Raw genomic sequence first — 17,346 nt, 5'->3', positions numbered from 1 at the left:
CTTAGGCTGCGGCCTCTTTGGGGCGCAGCATCAGCCAGATCAGCGATCCGCCTGCCAGCACCAGAAACGGCACCATGGCGATGTTGACCGCGGCCCAGCCCTGGACAGGGCTGCCGCCGGAACAGTTCATCAACCCGCCCGAGGCCAGCGATGCCATCGTGACGCCGCCGAACACCAGCAAGTCGTTCAGGCCCTGCATCCGCCCGCGTTCATGCGGCAGGTGCGATCCCGAGAGCATCGTCGTGGCCCCGATAAAGCCAAAGTTCCAGCCCAGTCCCAGCAGGATCAGCGCCACGAAGAAATTGGGTAGGGTCACGCCGGACAGCGCCACGATGCCGGCCGCGCCCAGAATGGCGATACCCAGCCCCATGATCTTTTCCACGCCAAAGCGGTTGATCAGGTGGCCGGTAAAGAAGGACGGCGCGAACATGGCCAGCACGTGGCCTGTAACCACGTTGGACGCAAGATTGATGAAGGTCGAGCGTTGCTCGGCAGCACTCAGCCCGCTCAGGTCCGTGCCGGGCAGCAGATCGCCCGATAACCCACAGCCCACAACCGCCAGCGGTGTCGAGGTCATCACAAGGTTCATCAGCGCATAGGACACGGTGGCACAGATCACAGCCACGGCAATGCGCGGCGTTTTCAACAACTCAAGACGGCTGCGGCCTTTGGGCGCGTCCATTGCGGGCACGGGGGGCTTGGGGATGTCGATGAACAGGAACAACAGCGAGCCGACCACGTTGACGGTGATAACCGCGAGATATGTGCCGAGGAAGGGAATCACATAGGCATCCGCCGTCAGTTTGACCACCTGCGGGCCGATCACGGCAGACAGCAGCCCGCCGGCCATCACATAGGAAATCGCCTTGGGGCGGAATTCATCCGATGCGGTGTCGGCGGCAGCAAAACGGTAAAAGCCCTGGGCGGACATATAGATACCGGTCAGCAGGCTGCCCGCCAGAAAAATCGGAAACGAACCAAGGTAGAGTCCATATGCCCCCACGATGCCGCCCATGGCACCACCTGTGGCACCTACAAAAAAGCCCGCGCGGCGGCCATATTTTTGCATGATCGCCGACACCGGCGTTGCCGACAGCATGGACCCCAATACGATCAGCGAAATCGGCAGGGTGGCGAAACAGACGTTGGTGGCCAGCGATTGCCCCGCCAGCCCCGCCACCACGAAAATCATCGGCATCTGGCTGCCCAAAAGCGCTTGGGCGCAGACCAGAACGGCCACGTTACGCTTGGCCAGGCTGTCATTTGAATGTGTCATTTCGAAAGGCGTAAACCTGAAACCCAAGGGCGACAAGCACCCGACCGCAGATAATTCGCGTCGCGCGCGCTGGCACAGCTATGGCGTGAAAAGTCACGTTACGTCACAAGCCCGGCATTCAGCGGCTGCGCGCCGCTTTGGGCCATGTTATAGAGCGCGCACCGGAAAATGAACGCAACACTGACCAGCCGATCGAACAGGGCCCAAGTGCCGGATCGGAATGGGACACGGGACCTAGTACAATGACAGACAGCAAACGCATCGTTATTTCCAGCGATCACGCCGACATTGCAATGCGCCAGAACATCGCCGCGCATATTGCGAAGCAGGGTTGGGAGGTCGTGGACATCGGCCCGACCACATCCGAAAGCACCCATTATCCGTTGCATGGCAAGGCTGCGGCAGAACGAGTCGCATCGGGCGATTGCCAGCTTGGCATTCTTTTGTGTGGCACCGGGCAGGGGATCATGATGGCGGCGAACAAGGTGGCAGGCATCCGCTGCGGTGTGTGCTCCGACACGTTCTCGGCCCGCATGATCCGCCAGCACAACGACGCCAACATGATGTCGCTGGGCGCGCGCGTGCTGGGTGAGGGGCTGGCGCTGGACATCGTCGATGCCTTTCTGAACGCTACGTTTGAGGGTGGCCGCCACGCCACCCGTGTGGATATGATCGAAGCGTCTGAGGAACTGACCTCCTGAGACACCTGCATGGGGTGAGGCATGGAACCACAAGCGCCGCGTGCGCGCATATTGCTGCTGGGCGGAGCCGGTGAGACGGCTTCGGTTCAGGCGGCGTTGCGCGGGCGTGCGGGGCTGGTGGTCAGTCTGCTTTGGTGCGGTGCGCCGCAGGCGGCTATGCCGTCCGATCTGGAGGGTGTGACGCCAGACCGTGCGGGGCTGGCTGGTGCGTTGCGGGATGGGCGCTTTACCCATTTGCTGGACGTAACCCACGGCTTTGCCGGTCGGATCAGCCGTGATGCGGCGGCGGCTTGCGCGGATGCGGGGGCCAACTACGCCCTTCTGCGCCGCCCTGCGTGGGGGCCGCAGCCACTGGATCGCTGGCATGAGGTGGCCGATATGACGGCGGCGCGGGCAGCGATTGCGCCCTTTAGGCGCGTCTTTACCAATGTGGGGCGCGCGCTGTTGCCCGAGCTGGCAGGATATGACGGCCAGTTGTTCATTCGCCAGACGACGCAACACGCTGCCCCGCCGCCACAGGAGAACATGCACTACATCTTTGGCAGCCCGCCGTTTTCCCACGCCGCCGAAATGGCGCTATTTCGTGAACTGGCAGTTGATGCAGTCCTGTTCCGTAATACCGGCGGGGCGGCGTCGGATACCAAGGTGACGGCGGCCCGCGCCTTGGGGTTGCGAATGGTGATGCTGGCGCGGCCTGTCGCGCCGGCGGGCCTGCACCTGACAGATGCGCGTGCCGTCGCCCGCTGGGCCGACAGCCTGTGAGCGTTGGCCGCATCATCAATACCGACGCCGATGTCGCCGAGGGCGCCGCGTGGCTGGCCGCGCATGATCCGCGCATGGCCCATGCGCTGTCACAAACCGGCCCCTTGCCACTGCGCCGCCGCGCCGACGGGTTTGCGCAGCTGCTGTCTGCGATCATCAGCCAGCAGGTCAGCACCGCCTCGGCCGCTGCGATCTGGGCACGGATGGAGGCGGCGGGGTTGACCTGCGAAACCGCCGTTCTGGACGCTGGAGAAGCAGGGCTGCGCGCCGTCGGCCTGAGCCGTCAGAAAATCGCCTATGCGCAGGCGCTGGCGGGGGCCGACATCGACTATGCCGCCTTGCGCCACGCGCCTGATGCGCAGGTCATCGCCACATTGGTTGCCATCAAGGGCATCGGCGTGTGGACCGCCGAGATCTACGCCATGTTCAGTTTGGGCCGCGCCGACGTGTTCGCGCCGGGCGATCTGGCACTGCAAGAGGCGGCGCGGGTGCTCTATGATCTGCCCGAACGCCCCACGCCCAAACAGTTGCGGACCATGGCCGAAGACTGGACCCCGTGGCGGTCGGTTGCGGCGCGCTGTCTGTTTGCGTACTACCGAATAGCAAAAGGCAGGGAAGGGATCACATGACTCGCGTTTTACACTCGCAGCGCCGCGAACCGACATCAGGCGAGGTCCGCTCGGCCGTCGTCTTTCTGCACGGTTATGGTGCCAACGGTGCCGACCTTCTGGGGCTGGCCGATCCGCTGTCGGAACATCTGCCTGACACGCTGTTCGTGTCGCCCGACGCACCCGAGCGTATCGAAGGGATGCCGAACGCCTTTCAATGGTTCCCGATCCCGTGGATCGACGGATCAAGCGAGGAAGCGGCTGAACGCGGGATGCGCGCGGCGGTCGAGGATCTGAATGCGTTCCTTGATGCGTTGATGGTCGACGAAGACCTGATGCCCGAACAGGTTGCGCTGTTCGGCTTTAGCCAGGGCACAATGATGGCGCTGCACGTTGCGCCGCGCCGCGAAGACGCGCTGGCCGGTGTGGTGGCTTTTTCGGGCCGCTTGCTGAACCCCGAGGTGTTGGCCGACGAGGCTGTGTCGCGCCCTCCGATCCTGCTGGTACACGGCGATCAGGACGACGTGGTGCCGCCACAATCGCTGCCGCAGGCCGCCGAAGCCCTGCAGGAAGCCGGTTGGAAAGACGTGTTCGCCCATGTGATGAAGGGCACCGCCCACGGCATCGCACCCGACGGGCTGAGCATTTCACTGGCGTTTTTGCGTGACAAACTGGGATTCTGAGGCGCCTCGGCGCCGCAACCCTGTTTTTTGATAAGATTTTGTGCCTCACTTGCCATTGTATCGAAACAGCAATGGCAAGCAGGGACAGCACATGTTGAACAAACGCGTCAAGTCCGTCTTATCGCGGGCGGTTATGGGGTTTTCGGTTCTGCTGGGGGCGCAGCTCTATGCACCTTCAGCCTTGGCCAAACGCACCGGCGAAGATCTTGTTCCCCCGATCACCTTGGAAAAAGAGCTGGGGCGCAATTTTGTTTTGCGCATGGCCGGAATGCCCGAGGGTGTCGGTGCCGCGCTGCGCAAGGTGGACGCCCCCGAACGGGTTATCAACCGTCATCAGGAAGTCTCGCGTTTGTCGGGGGCCGATGTCTGGGTGGTGGGTCTGGCCGACTGGCATCAAACCGACTGGCTGCGCGACAGTCCGTGGCATAGGCTGTTTGCCGAACGTCTGCATGAAACACCCGACAGCACCGTTTACCGGTCGTTCCGCTGGCGCGTGCATCCGGGGCAGCACATTGACGTGCATTTCGTGAACCTGTCTCAGGCAAGTGACATGCCGCCGTTGTGTCTGGCGCTGGCGGTCTATGATCTTAGCCGCGAAGTGATGCCCGAATTGCGTCTGAATGGCCGGGCCATCCGTTCAGCCCGCGCCAGCAATTGCCTGCGCGAGGGCTGGCAAGACTTGCCATTTGCCAGCAACGGACAGTGATTCTGTCTGCCTTGGTTGTGCAGCTTATGTCTGACTGCGCTCAGATGCCTGATTTTGTAACGGGGATGTGAAATTTTCGCCCCAAGGGCGTTTGGAACATCTAGTGGTGAAAACCGGACTTGTCAGAAACTTGCCACGAGATATAGTCGAACCTATCAGGCGTGAGCAGATGCTCTGACCCGATGTCGCAGGGTCGGCGCGGGTGTCAAATCGGGCGAGGATGATTGCACGAAATGGACGGCGATTTCAGAACGGAATTCACACGCGCTCCGGGTGCGTTGAAACAGCATCCTGCACTGGTGCTGAATGCGGATTACCGGCCACTCAGTTACTATCCTTTGTCGCTGTGGCCCTGGCAGGAAGCGGTCAAGGCGGCGTGGCTGGATCGGGTGGACATCGTCGCCGAATATGACGAAGTGGTCCGAAGCCCCAGTACGGTGTTCAGGATACCGTCCGTTGTCGTCCTCAAAGATTATGTCAAACCTCAAAAGCGCGTGGCCTTCACGCGCTTTAATTTATTTTTGCGGGATGAATTCCGCTGCCAGTACTGCGGTGCGCGGGGCGATCTGACCTTTGACCATGTGGTGCCGCGTGCCAGTGGCGGCGTGACGAGCTGGCAGAACGTTGTGGCGGCGTGCAGCCCCTGTAACCTGAAAAAAGGGTCCAAGGCGCTGCACCGCACGGGTATGTCCTTGCGCAAACCGCCGCGCCAGCCCGCCGCAGAAGAGCTGCGCAACATGGGCCGCAAGTTCCCGCCCAACCATCTGCACGAGGCGTGGATGGACTTTTTGTACTGGGACGCCGAGCTGGAGGCGTAGGCCCGCGCGACAACGGGTGACGCGGATCGTCGTGCGCCCCTCAGGCGTTCGACCGTTGCAGCATTCCGAACAGATCCCGTGGATCGTCAGGATCGGCCAGCAGGTCCAGCGGGTGAAAATACGCAGTCCCCGCGATCCGGTCGCGCACATAGCGCAGTGCGCTGAAATCCTCGGTGGCAAAGCCCACGCTGTCGAACAGGGTGATCTTCGCCTGCGAGGTGCGCCCCGGTTTGGCTCCGCTCAGCACCTCCCAGAACTCGGTCACCGGATGATCGGGCGCAAGCTGCTGAATCTCGCCCTCGATCCGCGTTTGTGGCGGGAATTCCACAAAGATGTCAGAGCGTTCTAGAATCGCAGGGGCCAGTTCGGTCTTGCCCGGGCAATCACCACCAATGGCGTTGATGTGAACGCCCGCACCCACCATGTTGTCGGTCAGGATCGTCGCATATTGCTTGTCTGCGGTGCAGGTGGTCAGGATCTGCGCGCCTTCAATGGCCTCTTCCGGGCTGGAGCAGGACACAACCGTCAGCCCGCTGCCCGCCAGATTGGCCGCGCACTTCGCGGTGGCCTTGGGGTCAGTGTCGTACAGGCGCACCGTATCAATGCCCACGATCGCCTTCATCGCGATGCTCTGGAATTCGGACTGCGCGCCATTGCCGATCATGGCCATGGTCGTGGCCCCCTTGGGCGCCAGCACCCGCGCCACCAGTGCCGAGGTGGCGGCAGTGCGCATCGCGGTCAGCATGGTCATTTCCGACAGCAGCACCGGATAGCCGGTGGCGACATCGGCCAGCAGGCCAAAGGCGGTGACCGTTTGCAAACCGTCTGCGGTGTTCTTGGGGTGTCCGTTTACATATTTGAAGCCGTAAACCTCACCGTCCGAGGTTGGCATCAGTTCGATAACGCCCTCGGCAGAATGCGAGGCCACGCGCGGCGTCTTGTCGAACAGTTCCCAGCGGCGAAAATCGGCTTCGATATAATCGGCAAGTCCGATCAATGCGGGTTCGATCCCGATGTGATGGATCAGCTGCATCATGTGGTCGACAGAGACGAAGGGCACGAGGGCCTTTTCGGAGGGGGTCAGCATGTGCGTCTCCTTAGCTGAAAGCGCGTGTGGGGCGGTCGAAAATGCGGCGGCCAAGCGCAGAGGCGGTCAGTTCCACCATCAGCTGCGCAGTGCGGCCGCGTTCGTCCAGAAACGGATTCAGTTCGACCAGATCAAGCGAGGTCATCAGGCCGCTGTCGTGCAGCATCTCCATCACCAGATGCGCCTCGCGCACGGTGGCGCCGCCCGGAACCGTGGTGCCGACGGCAGGGGCGACAGACGGGTCGAGGAAATCGACGTCCAGCGACACATGCAACATGCCACCTGCCGCGCGCACCTTGTCGAGGAAGGCATTCAGCGGACCTGCGATGCCGTGTTCGTCAATGGCGCGCATGTCGATATAGGTGACATCGGTGTCTTGCAGCGCCGCACGTTCCGCCGGATCGACCGAGCGCAGGCCCAGCATACAGATATTGGCGTGGGGGACCGGGTGTTCGACCACCGGAAAACCGTCAAAGCCTTCGCGCCCCGCGAGATAACCCATGGGCGTGCCGTGCAGGTTGCCGGTGTCTGTGGTCTGTGGCGTGTGGTAATCGGTGTGCGCATCCAGCCACAGCACGAACAGCGGCTTGTTCTGTGCGGCGGCATGGCGGGTGGCCCCCAATACGGTGCCAAGGGCCAGCGCGTGATCGCCGCCCATGAAGATCGGAAAGCCGTCTTGCAACGCCGTTTCGCTGGCATCGGCCAGCGCCTTGGTCCAGGCAATGGTTTCGGGCAGCTTGTGCAGGCGGTCATGGGGGATGGGATCGACAGCGGCAGGGGTGACATTGCCACGATCCTGCACGGTATGACCCAGCGATTGCAGCGCGCCTGCCAGATCGGCGGTGCGATAGGCATCGGGGCCCATCAGGCACCCGGCACGGCGCTTGCCGCAATCCATCGGTGCGCCGATCAGAATACAGTTTTGGGTGGTCATTGCGGCTCTCCTGTCTTGTTATGAACAGAGATATTGCGCGAAACGGGTTGCCGGCAAGCGGCCAAAGTGATCGTATCGGGTGCAGATTGCTCGAAACGGGAGGATGACTTGGACGAAATGGACAAACGCCTGATTGCCGCCCTGCGCCATGATGCGCGTGCATCGCTGTCGGATCTGGCCTTAAGCCTTGGTGTCACCCGCACCACGGTGCGCGGGCGCATTGAAAAGCTGCAGGCACGGGGCGATATTCTGGGGTTCTCGGTTGTCCTGCGCGAGGACGCGCTGCAAGATCCGGTGCGCGGGCTGATGATGATCGGCATCGAAGGACGCGGCACCGAGCGGATCATCCGCCAGCTTCAGGGCATGAGCGCGGTGCGCCATATCCATTCGACCAACGGCCGCTGGGACGTGATCGTTGAAATCGGCACAGAGACGCTGGAAAGTTTCGACAAAGTGCTGTTCGACATCCGCCGTCTTGACGGCGTTGTGGCTTCGGAGACTTCGTTGCTGCTGTCGACGCGCAAATCCTCTTAGGGCTTGCGCAGCGCCATTAGCCAGCACCCGACCAGCACGAACGACAGGATCGCGTTCCAGCCGGCCATCGACAGGCCGCCCAGTTGCCAGACGATATCGTCGCAGCGGGTCAGCGGTGCGCTCATGATCTGGTCGAACAGCGCATCCGTGCTCATTCCCGTGATGTCGCCGGAGGTGCAGGTGGTCGGACCCTGCCACCATTTCCATTCAACGCCCGCATGATAGACGCCAAAGCCCCCGGTGACAGCGGCGCTGGCAGCGCCCAGCAGGATCAGCAGACGGTTGGGCATCCACAATGCAATTGCGCCGATGACGATGGCGACCACATGCGGATAGCGCTGCCAGTAGCACAGCTTGCACGGATGAAACCCGCCAAGGTACTGAAACCCCAGCGCGCCCAGCATCAGGGCAGTCGACCCCAGCGTTGCAATCGTGATCCAGTGGCGCTGTGTCATAGGTACCTCGTCGCGTAAAATCCGACGACCAAAAGCAACAGACATAAGGTAAAGACAAGACCCAAACGCCGTTCGATGAAATCACGAATTGGTGCGCCAAAGCGCCAAAGCAGGCCCGCAACCACGAAAAACCGGATACCGCGCGCGAGGATTGAGGTGACAATAAAGGTGCCCAGCGGCATCCCGGTCCAGCCTGACATGATCGTAATCACCTTGAACGGGAAGGGGGTGATGCCCGCGCCCAGAACCGCCCAAAAGCCGAGATCGTTAAAGCGGGTGTTGAATTCGGCCATCGCGTCGGCCTTGCCCAGCATCGCCAGAATCGGTTGCCCCAATGTGTCAAAAGCCAGCGCGCCAATGGCATAGCCCAGCAGCCCGCCCAGCACCGACGCGACCAGCGCAATGGTCGCAATCAGCCAGGCCCGCGACGGGCGGGCGATAATCATCGGGATCATCAGGATGTCCGGCGGGATCGGAAAGACCGAGCTTTCGATAAAGGCAATGCCCGCCAGCAGCCACATGGCTTTGGGGTGATCTGCCATGCGCAGAACCCAGTCGTATAACTTGCGTATCACCTGTGGCCCTCTTTGCGCCGCTTTGCCCTGCAAGACCATGCAGGACATTTCGCGTCAAGACTATGCGCTGTCGAGTGCACAGGTAAAAAGCCTCTGGACGCGCGCAAGCCGGCGCGCTAAACGGCACCTGTGAGGCCCAAGTGGCGGAATGGTAGACGCAGGGGATTCAAAATCCCCCGCCGCGAGGCGTGCCGGTTCGAGTCCGGCCTTGGGTACCACCTTACAGACAATATTTTGCTGGGCGTTTGTCGTCCCATCAACCACGCCGTTCGTGGGCGCTTGTGCTGTCGGTGGCGTGCGCTGCGTCCTGCGGCCCTTTTTCCTGACCTGAAAAACGCTTTGAAGCGCAACTGCATCCGTGCGTCAGACAGGGGGATCGGACGGCGCAACGAATCGCATTGATTTCAAGCTTTAGGGGAGATTTTGAACCAAAAGCGCAATTCAGACACAATTGGTTCTTAATTCTGAACACCTTCAATTTCCACGGGCCCTGAATTGGGGCAAAATATGGGCTTTGGTTTTTGTATTGCGTTGTTTCCCATTCGGAAACCTAAACCCTGTTCGGCGGCGCCAAAATCGCAAACTTGCACGCTAAGCATTGATTTTTTCATTTTATAGCGGAAACAATTTGGAAAACATGCGCCGCAACTGTCAGTTGATTTGCGGCGTCAAGCGGGCTTTATTGTGCAATTGTTGCTGTTTTTCCGACATTTTTCGCTTTGTTCGCCACATTGGCAATTGTATGACTGAAGGTGCCCAACTGGGGGGCGATGTCTGAAGGTCACGGGGGCGACCGCACTGAGACGCATCAATTTTGATGTGGAAGATGTGCGTGAGCCGGGTTGCTGCCGCAACACCGTATACGCATGAGGTCAAGGCTGTGCCTTGGCTACTGTACCTGCGCGTCAGGACATCTTCCCACGGCTTGTGTGTTTCGTGTGCGGCTCGCCCGACCGCCGAATGCATCGTTCTTTTCAAGGGTACGAGTTTGGTTAGTCCGCAGTGGTGCGGCGTTGGCGTGCACCACGCCTTTAGAGGAAGAGAAACGATGACATTATCCAATGATCCCAAGAGCCCTGCGGACACGCTGAAAACAATCGGTGACGGCGTGGTTGATGGCGATAACAATGCCAACGTGATCGACGCGGGTTACACAGGTGACCCCGAAGGCGACCGGATTGACAACAACGATGCGGTTCTTGCCGGTGAAACCGGTGATATGGACATTGTAGATGCGCGTGGTGGTGACGATCTGGTCAACTCTGGCGCCGATGATGACAAGGTTTTTGCAGGCGCGGGCGACGACACAGTCAACGGCGGCGCAGGGGACGATCTGGTTTACGGTGACAGCGATTACACGCGTGGCACCGACGCTGACCCCACCGCTGCGCGCGATGTCGGCAATGACGTTCTGAACGGCGATGCGGGCGAAGACACCATTTACGGTCAGGGCGGCAGCGACACCATCGACGGCGGTGCCGACAACGACCTGCTGGTCGGCGGTCAGGGCGATGACAGCATCGACGGCGGCACAGGCGACGACGTGATCTATGGTGACAGTGCGGGCGCAACACCCGAAGGATCGACTGAAACCGTGCGCGAAAGCTTTGAATGGGATCAGGCGGGCTTTGCCAACGATCAGGATCTGACGGAGTTCACCCAGAACACCGGCAACGTTGATGTAACGTTCCGCATCACCAACACGACGGGCACCACCGACACCGAGTTTTCGATCGACGAGCAGATCGTTGACGGGATCGTCGATGACGGCGCGCCTGTGGACACCCGCAGCTCGCTTGACAGTTTGACCCAAGGCCGCGGCAACGAAGCCGACTATGAACTGGCCTTTAGCAACGCGGTTGAAAACGTATCCTTCCGCGTGAACGACATTGATGGCGACGGTCTGATCCGCATCAAGGCCTATGATCTGGATGGTAACGAAATCAACGTCGACATGACCGCTGGTGCCAATCTGACACTGGTCGACACCGATGGTCAGTTCGGTGCCGACACCGCAGACAGCAACGGCGGCTATGAAGAAGATACATCAGATAATTATTCGATCCTCGTAGACATTCCGGGCCCTGTTGGCCGGATCACTATTGAACACGATCAGGACGGTTGGAACAATTCGGGTATCAAGGTGACGGATGTCTACTTTGATGCCACGGTTGACGTGCCGGCGGGTGCCGACGGCAACGATGTGCTGAACGGCGGCGACGGCGACGATATGATCTTTGGCGAAGGCGGCGATGACACGCTGACCGGCGGCGAAGGCAACGACACCCTGTCGGGTGGCGACAATGCCGACGTGATCTATGGCGGCGCAGGTGATGTGGTTGACGGCGGTGCCGGCGGTTATGACGCCAATCCAGCGCTGAACACAGACAACGACACACTGGACCTGACGGGTCAGGGATCGTTCTACATCACCGATCAGGTGGCCGACAGCAACGGCAACGGCACAAACGGCACCATCGTCTTTGTGGACGGCGACGGCACCCCGACCGGCGATACGATTGCATTTACCGAGATTGAAAACATCATCGGCGACGAAGTGAACCAGGCGCCCGACGCGATGGACGACACAGCCACCACCGAGGAAGACACCGCGGTGACAGTGGATGTTTTGGCCAATGACACCGATGGCGACGGCGATACGCTGACGATCACTTCGGCAACTGTTCCCGCGGCGCAGGGCACCGTTGAAATCGTCGGCAACCAGCTGGTGTTTACACCTGCCGAAAACTTCAATGGCGACGCGACACTGACCTATGTGGTCAGCGACGGCATGGGCGGCGAAGACACTGGTGAAGCGGTTGTGACCGTGACGCCGGTGAATGACGATCCTGTGGCAATGGATGACACGGCCACTACCGATGAAGATACGTCCGTCACTATCGACGTGCTGGCCAACGACAGCGATGTGGACGGCGACACGCTGACCGTGACATCTGCGACGGTGCCTGCCGCGCAAGGGACCGTAGAGGTTGTTGACAATCAGGTGGTGTTCACGCCGACCGACGGCTTTGTCGGTGATGCGACCGTCAGCTATGTGGTTCAGGACGGCAATGGCGGTGAAGACACCGGCGAAGCGGTCGTGACCGTGAACAACGTCAACAGCGGCCCCGATGCCGTGGACGACGCTGCCGCGACCTTTGAAGCGACGCCGGTTCTGATTGACGCCGTGGCCAATGATACCGATCCCGATGGCGACGCGCTGACAATCGTCAGTGTCTCGGTTCCTGCCGAGCAGGGCAGCGCAGCCATTCAGGACAACCGGGTTCTGTTCACACCGGCAGCAGATTTCGAAGGTGTTGCGACCATCAGCTACACGGTCGAAGACCCCGACGGGGAAACAGATACGGCTGACATTCAGGTGACAGTCAACGACGGTATCGTCAGTGGCACCGACGGTGGCGACCTGATCGACGGCGCCTATATGGGCGATCCCGGCGGCGACGTGGTGGACGGCGGCGACAACGCATTCTCGACCGATCCGGCCGAAGCCGATGATGACATCATCGACGCGGGTGCCGGTGATGACACGGTGCGCGCCGGAGAAGGCGATGATCTGGTCAATGCAGGCGACGGCGACGACACCGTTGCCGGCGGTCAGGGCGATGACACGCTGAACGGTGATGCGGGTAACGACACGTTGGCTGGCGGTGCCGGTGACGACGTGATCGACGGCGGCGAAGGCGACGACAGCATCAACGGCGGCGACGGTTCGGACACCATCTTTGGCGGTGCGGGCAACGACGTGATCAACTCCAGCGATTCCGACAACGATCTGCTGGTCGACAAGGGCTATCCAGGCCTGTTCCCCGGCGAAGAGGGCACGCCCGCAGCCGAGAACGAACGTGACTATGTTGACGGCGGCGACGGCGACGACACAATCAGCACTGGCGATGACCGCGACACCATCGTGGGTGGCACTGGCAACGACGTGATCGACGGCGGCATCGACGACGATGAGATCACCGGCGACGACGGCGACGACCGGATTGTCGGCGGCGAAGGCAATGATATCATTCTGGGCGGTATCGGCGACGACACCATCTACGCAGGCAACGATCCGCTGCTGGTGCCCGATGCGGTTAACATCGAAGACGACGGGTCCAACCCGTTCGGCCCCGATCTGCGCACCGACAATGGCCGCGACACTGTTTACGGCGGTGAAGGCAACGACGTGATCTATGGCGCCGACGACGATGACCTGCTGTATGGTGACGAAGGCGACGATTTCATCGACGGTGAAATCGACGACGACACCATCTATGGCGGCACCGGCAACGACACGCTGATGGGCGGTCAGGGCAACGACGAGATCGACGGCGGTGAAGGCGACGATTACATCAACGCGGGTCGCAATGCAGACACCGTCACCGGCGGCGCTGGCAAGGACACGATCTTTGGTGAAAACGGCGCCGACCTGTTGATGGGTGGCGACGGCGACGACTGGATTGACGGCGGCACCGGTGACGACACATTGGACGGCGGTGATGGCGATGACATGATCGTCGGCGCAACCGGTGACGACGTGATGACCGGCGGTGCTGGAAACGACACCATCGACGGCGGCAATGGCGGCGACGATCTGATGTCTGGCGGCGCCGATCGCGACACCTTCCTGAACGCCAATGCGGGTGACACCGTGGACGGCGGCACCGACGGTGACGACTTTGACACGCTGGATCTGACGGGACGGGGTGCCTACGAATTCGTGACACGCACTGTGGATGATGATGGCGACTCTACCTCGGGCACCATCCGCTTTATCAACGGTGACGGCACCGATGGAGGTACACTGGACTTTGCCGAGATTGAATCGATCATTCCCTGCTTTACCCCCGGCACCCTGATCGCCACGCCAAAAGGCGAGCGTCGTGTCGAGGATCTGCAAGTCGGCGACCGGGTCATCACCCGCGACAACGGCATCCAGGACATCCGCTGGGTGGGTCAAAAGTCGATGACAGGCGCCGAGTTCGAGCGTGCCCAGCACCTTAAGCCGGTCCTGATCCGTCAGGGTGCGCTGGGGGGCGGTCTGCCCGAGCGTGACATGATGGTTTCGCCCAACCACCGGGTTCTGGTGGCCAACGACAAAACCGCGCTTTACTTCGAAGAGCGTGAGGTTCTGGTCGCGGCCAAGCACCTGACCGGTCTGGAAGGGGTCGATATTGTTGACGTCAGCGCAACAACCTACATCCACCTGATGTTTGACCAGCACGAAGTGATCCTGTCGGACGGTGCCTGGACCGAAAGCTTCCAGCCTGGCGATCTGACACTGGCAGGTATCGGCAATGCGCAGCGCAACGAACTTTTCGAGCTCTTCCCCGAGCTGAAAACGCGCGAAGGCATCGACGCATACACGTCGGCGCGCCGGTCCCTGAAAAAGCACGAGGCGGTCCTTTTGACCAAGTAAGCGCGCCTCGCGCCATCTGAACATATGCAGCACATGAGTCGCCGGTGTGGCCCCAGGCCACACCGGACGAGAAGGGCGACGCAGGGGGCTGTGTCGCTTTTCGCGTTAATGCACCCTTCGATGGCAAAACTGTTTCTGCTTGGGAAATTGCGCCACAAGAAGATGCCTCAACTAGGGCAAGAATATGATGAATTTGCCGATTTCTTGAACGATTGCCGTGTACTTTGGTCCATTGAAGAGTAGATAGATACCCAAGGCGCGCGTGGGGGCGTGGCGCTGGATGTATGTACTTTGAACAGTAAAGGCAGAGCTGCCGTGGCCGTTATCACTGGAACCAGCAACAACGATACCCTTCAGGGCGGACCGGATGACGATGTCATCTCGGGCCTGAACGGACAGGATCTGATCTCGGGCGAGGGGGGCAATGACAGCATCTCTGGCGGAGATGGAGACGATACCATTTTTGGCGATGCCGGCGCGGGCACTGCCCCCGGCGTGGATGCCTCACCGCTGAATCTGGACATCAACAATGTCGTGTCCCAAAGCTATCATGGAAACAATGCCGGCATTAACGATTATGCCGTTTACAGCAATGTGGCGACACTGGCAGATGGCACACCGATTTCGGGCCGTCTGATCCTGGTGTCCAAGTCCGACAGCAAAATGACGGTTGATCTGACGGGCGACAGAGGCTCGGAAATCGTGCTGAACGGGCATGGCATTGGTGACAAAGCCAGCTTTCGTTTCGAGTTTTTCGATCCCGCCACCGGCCAGCCCGTGGCGCTGAATTCGGTGGCCACATTCAATGATCTGGACAGCAACAAAGGCGCTGACCAAGAGGCCGTTACGCTGGACGCGTCCAGCTTTTCCGCCTTTGGTGTATCGCCGGATTCGGTGCTGAACATTGTGCAGGGGGCAGGCACCGTCACCGCCGAAGGGCGCGGGAACAACCAGCCCGATGACCAACAGGCCTGGTTCAGTGCGCAGTTCGAGAACCGAAATTTCATCGAATTCACCTTGGAATCGCGGGATTCGGACTCGGGCTTTACCTTTTCCGGCGATCTGATCGACAATGCGGTGGTAACGCCGATTATCGCGGGCGACGACACCATCGACGGTGGTTCAGGTCAGGACGTGATTTTTGGGCAGGGTGGCAATGACGTGCTGTCTGGCGGCGACGGCGATGACATGCTGGACGGCGGCGAAGGCGACGATGTGCTGGACGGCGGTCAGGGGCAGGACACTTTGATCGGTGGCGCAGGCAACGATACGTTGTCCGGCGGCACCGGCGACGACAAAATGTATGGTGGCGAAGGGCAGGACACCTTCGTGCTTGGCCCCAACAACGACCATGCCGAAGGCGGCACCGGCAACGACCGGTTCACATTTGACGGGATCGGCAACCATACCATCATCGGTGGCGAAGACGCAGATGGCAGCGATATCGACGTGATCGACCTGACCGGCGTGCGGGCCAATGTGTTTACTGATGGCCCCGGAACAGAGTCGGGGCGGATCGAGTTTCTGGATGACCACGGCAACATTTCGGGTCGCACCGTATATTCGGAGATCGAACAGATCATCGTGTGTTTCACACCCGGCACCATGATTGCGACCGACAGGGGCGAGGTGGCCGTCGAGGCGCTGAAGCCCGGTATGCGCGTGTTCACACGCGACAACGGGCTGCAAGAATTGCGCTGGACCGGACGCCGCGACCTGGGCCGTGCAGAGCTGGAAGCGACGCCGGAATTTAACCCGGTTCTGATCCGTCAGGGCGCTTTGGGACGTGGATTGCCCGACCGTGACATGCTGGTCAGCCCGAACCACCGCATGCTGATCACATCCGATCTGGCGGCGTTGATGTTTGATGATCGTGAAGTGCTGGTTGCAGCCAAGCACCTGACAACCATGGAAGGTGTGGACATCGTTCAGGCGAACAGCGTCAGCTATATCCACCTGATGTTCGACCACCACGAAGTAATCCTGGGTGATGGCACCTGGACCGAAAGCTTTCAGCCGGGCGACCTGTCCTTGCGTGGCATCGGTTCCGAGCAACGTCAGGAAATCCTGTCGTTGTTCCCCGAGCTTGAGACGGTTGAGGGTCTGGAAGGGTACACATCGGCCCGCCGGTCGCTGAAAGCCTTCGAGGTCCGCTCGCTTTTGGGTTAATCTCTGCGGGCACGCCAGTTGGCCCACTCTTCGGGCGTGTCCAGATCATTGCGCGCATGGTTGCCTGTCAGGGCAACCAGCGCGACCTTGTTACCGGCATTCTTGACAATCGACTGCCCGCCATTGTCGCCTGTCAGCTTTGCAAACTCTGCAAATAGTGACTTTGCAAATACGATGGGATGGCCCGCACGCCCGTCAGATGTCGTGCCGCGCCAGATCAGTTTTTCTGAATTCATATCAACGGATTGTATGACTTTCTTTAAGTCATCTGAAGTCAGGTCCGGCAAGTCTCCCAACAGCAAAAGCACCGCTTGGGCATCGTCCGGCAAGGCGGAAAAGGCCGTGCGCAGCGATGCGCCCATCCCCTCGGCAGCACTGGCCACTGGCACCGCTGTCACGTCCAATCCGCGGATCGCGCCATAGCGATCATGCGGCGCAGGTGGCAGGGCCACATAGACCCGTTCGCAAACCTGCCGCGCGATCCGGCATTGCCGCCGGACCAGCGGTTCGCCGTCTACGTCTTGCAGCAGTTTGTCGGTGCCGCGCATGCGCGACGATTGCCCAGCGGCAAGAACGATGGCGGGGATATTGCTAAGCTGACCCATGGGGCCAT

15 protein-coding genes and 1 tRNA gene are annotated in these 17,346 nt (G+C 60.7%); 10 read left to right on the top strand and 6 right to left on the bottom strand.

The window, feature by feature from the left end; translation table 11 throughout:
- Position 1: 1 nt before the first annotated feature.
- The gene (locus DSM107133_RS11150) at positions 2 to 1,276 is read right to left on the bottom strand and encodes an MFS transporter (RefSeq protein WP_114295532.1); all 1,275 of its coding nucleotides are present in this window, start codon (positions 1,274 to 1,276) and stop codon (positions 2 to 4) included.
- 242 nt (positions 1,277 to 1,518) lie between these two features.
- Here DSM107133_RS11150 and rpiB point away from each other — a divergent pair, with 242 nt between their 5' ends.
- The 6 genes from rpiB (at position 1,519) to DSM107133_RS11120 (ending at position 5,554) form a co-directional block, all read left to right on the top strand.
- Positions 1,519 to 1,977, top strand: a complete 459-nt coding sequence (rpiB, locus tag DSM107133_RS11145; protein WP_114295531.1) for a ribose 5-phosphate isomerase B — start codon at positions 1,519 to 1,521, stop codon at positions 1,975 to 1,977.
- Between the two features lie 21 nt (positions 1,978 to 1,998).
- Complete coding sequence (locus tag DSM107133_RS11140) at positions 1,999 to 2,739, top strand: precorrin-6A/cobalt-precorrin-6A reductase (RefSeq protein ID WP_114295530.1); 741 nt, start codon at positions 1,999 to 2,001, stop codon at positions 2,737 to 2,739.
- On the top strand, positions 2,736 to 3,368 hold the full coding sequence (locus DSM107133_RS11135) for a DNA-3-methyladenine glycosylase (RefSeq protein ID WP_114295529.1): 633 nt from the start codon (positions 2,736 to 2,738) through the stop codon (positions 3,366 to 3,368). The genes DSM107133_RS11140 and DSM107133_RS11135 overlap by 4 nt, the downstream gene beginning before the upstream one ends.
- Positions 3,365 to 4,030: an alpha/beta fold hydrolase gene (locus DSM107133_RS11130; RefSeq protein WP_114295528.1), complete on the top strand. Its 666-nt coding sequence runs from the start codon at positions 3,365 to 3,367 to the stop codon at positions 4,028 to 4,030. The genes DSM107133_RS11135 and DSM107133_RS11130 overlap by 4 nt, the downstream gene beginning before the upstream one ends.
- A 91-nt stretch (positions 4,031 to 4,121) precedes the next feature.
- Positions 4,122 to 4,736 (top strand): hypothetical protein, encoded by a 615-nt coding sequence (locus DSM107133_RS11125; RefSeq protein ID WP_114295527.1) that lies wholly within the window; start codon positions 4,122 to 4,124, stop codon positions 4,734 to 4,736.
- Between the two features lie 233 nt (positions 4,737 to 4,969).
- Complete coding sequence (locus tag DSM107133_RS11120) at positions 4,970 to 5,554, top strand: HNH endonuclease (RefSeq protein ID WP_114295526.1); 585 nt, start codon at positions 4,970 to 4,972, stop codon at positions 5,552 to 5,554.
- 40 nt (positions 5,555 to 5,594) lie between these two features.
- Here the strand turns inward: DSM107133_RS11120 and DSM107133_RS11115 are convergent, their stop codons facing one another.
- Together DSM107133_RS11115 and rocF are read right to left on the bottom strand one after the other, a co-directional pair.
- Positions 5,595 to 6,641: an ornithine cyclodeaminase gene (locus DSM107133_RS11115; protein WP_114295525.1), complete on the bottom strand. Its 1,047-nt coding sequence runs from the start codon at positions 6,639 to 6,641 to the stop codon at positions 5,595 to 5,597.
- Positions 6,642 to 6,651: 10 nt separating this feature from the next.
- Positions 6,652 to 7,575 (bottom strand): arginase, encoded by a 924-nt coding sequence (rocF, locus tag DSM107133_RS11110; RefSeq protein WP_114295524.1) that lies wholly within the window; start codon positions 7,573 to 7,575, stop codon positions 6,652 to 6,654.
- A 108-nt stretch (positions 7,576 to 7,683) separates the two neighbouring features.
- On the opposite strand from rocF, the gene DSM107133_RS11105 reads away from it, so the two are divergent.
- Positions 7,684 to 8,109: an Lrp/AsnC family transcriptional regulator gene (locus DSM107133_RS11105; RefSeq protein WP_114295609.1), complete on the top strand. Its 426-nt coding sequence runs from the start codon at positions 7,684 to 7,686 to the stop codon at positions 8,107 to 8,109.
- Here the strand turns inward: DSM107133_RS11105 and DSM107133_RS11100 are convergent.
- A complete protein-coding gene (locus tag DSM107133_RS11100) occupies positions 8,106 to 8,564 on the bottom strand; it encodes a disulfide bond formation protein B (protein ID WP_114295523.1) in 459 nt (152 codons plus the stop codon). The genes DSM107133_RS11105 and DSM107133_RS11100 overlap by 4 nt on opposite strands.
- Positions 8,561 to 9,139 (bottom strand): YqaA family protein, encoded by a 579-nt coding sequence (locus DSM107133_RS11095; protein ID WP_114295608.1) that lies wholly within the window; start codon positions 9,137 to 9,139, stop codon positions 8,561 to 8,563. The genes DSM107133_RS11100 and DSM107133_RS11095 overlap by 4 nt, the downstream gene beginning before the upstream one ends.
- 134 nt (positions 9,140 to 9,273) lie before the next feature.
- On the opposite strand from DSM107133_RS11095, the gene DSM107133_RS11090 reads away from it, so the two are divergent.
- The 3 genes from DSM107133_RS11090 (at position 9,274) to DSM107133_RS11080 (ending at position 16,733) form a co-directional block, all read left to right on the top strand.
- A tRNA-Leu gene (locus DSM107133_RS11090) sits at positions 9,274 to 9,357 on the top strand.
- A gap of 830 nt (positions 9,358 to 10,187) precedes the next feature.
- On the top strand, positions 10,188 to 14,564 hold the full coding sequence (locus DSM107133_RS11085) for a Hint domain-containing protein (protein WP_162792167.1): 4,377 nt from the start codon (positions 10,188 to 10,190) through the stop codon (positions 14,562 to 14,564).
- 315 nt (positions 14,565 to 14,879) lie between these two features.
- Positions 14,880 to 16,733 carry a Hint domain-containing protein gene (locus DSM107133_RS11080; RefSeq protein ID WP_114295521.1) on the top strand — a complete coding sequence of 618 codons (1,854 nt, stop codon included), beginning with the start codon at positions 14,880 to 14,882 and terminating at the stop codon, positions 16,731 to 16,733.
- On the opposite strand, the gene DSM107133_RS11075 is transcribed toward DSM107133_RS11080, so the two are convergent.
- A complete protein-coding gene (locus tag DSM107133_RS11075; protein WP_114295520.1) occupies positions 16,730 to 17,338 on the bottom strand; it encodes a nucleotidyltransferase family protein in 609 nt (202 codons plus the stop codon). The two genes, DSM107133_RS11080 and DSM107133_RS11075, sit on opposite strands and share 4 nt — an antisense overlap.
- Positions 17,339 to 17,346: the final 8 nt, after the last annotated feature.

This window comes from Pseudosulfitobacter sp. DSM 107133 (assembly GCF_022788695.1).
Classification (GTDB): domain Bacteria; phylum Pseudomonadota; class Alphaproteobacteria; order Rhodobacterales; family Rhodobacteraceae; genus Pseudosulfitobacter.
The sequence above is the reverse complement of the archived record's forward strand: the minus strand, read 5'-3'. Positions and strand labels throughout refer to the sequence as shown.

Excerpts from the sequence above, each read along its gene's own strand:
- DSM107133_RS11150 (WP_114295532.1), bottom strand. The coding sequence starts at position 1,276 with ATGACACATTCAAATGACAGCCTGGCCAAGCGTAACGTGGCCGTTCTG.
- DSM107133_RS11120 (WP_114295526.1), top strand. The coding sequence starts at position 4,970 with ATGGACGGCGATTTCAGAACGGAATTCACACGCGCTCCGGGTGCGTTG.
- DSM107133_RS11140 (WP_114295530.1), top strand. The coding sequence starts at position 1,999 with ATGGAACCACAAGCGCCGCGTGCGCGCATATTGCTGCTGGGCGGAGCC.
- DSM107133_RS11075 (WP_114295520.1), bottom strand. The coding sequence starts at position 17,338 with ATGGGTCAGCTTAGCAATATCCCCGCCATCGTTCTTGCCGCTGGGCAA.
- DSM107133_RS11115 (WP_114295525.1), bottom strand. The coding sequence starts at position 6,641 with ATGCTGACCCCCTCCGAAAAGGCCCTCGTGCCCTTCGTCTCTGTCGAC.
- DSM107133_RS11100 (WP_114295523.1), bottom strand. The coding sequence starts at position 8,564 with ATGACACAGCGCCACTGGATCACGATTGCAACGCTGGGGTCGACTGCC.
- DSM107133_RS11125 (WP_114295527.1), top strand. The coding sequence starts at position 4,122 with ATGTTGAACAAACGCGTCAAGTCCGTCTTATCGCGGGCGGTTATGGGG.
- DSM107133_RS11085 (WP_162792167.1), top strand. The coding sequence starts at position 10,188 with ATGACATTATCCAATGATCCCAAGAGCCCTGCGGACACGCTGAAAACA.
- rpiB (WP_114295531.1), top strand. The coding sequence starts at position 1,519 with ATGACAGACAGCAAACGCATCGTTATTTCCAGCGATCACGCCGACATT.
- DSM107133_RS11130 (WP_114295528.1), top strand. The coding sequence starts at position 3,365 with ATGACTCGCGTTTTACACTCGCAGCGCCGCGAACCGACATCAGGCGAG.
- rocF (WP_114295524.1), bottom strand. The coding sequence starts at position 7,575 with ATGACCACCCAAAACTGTATTCTGATCGGCGCACCGATGGATTGCGGC.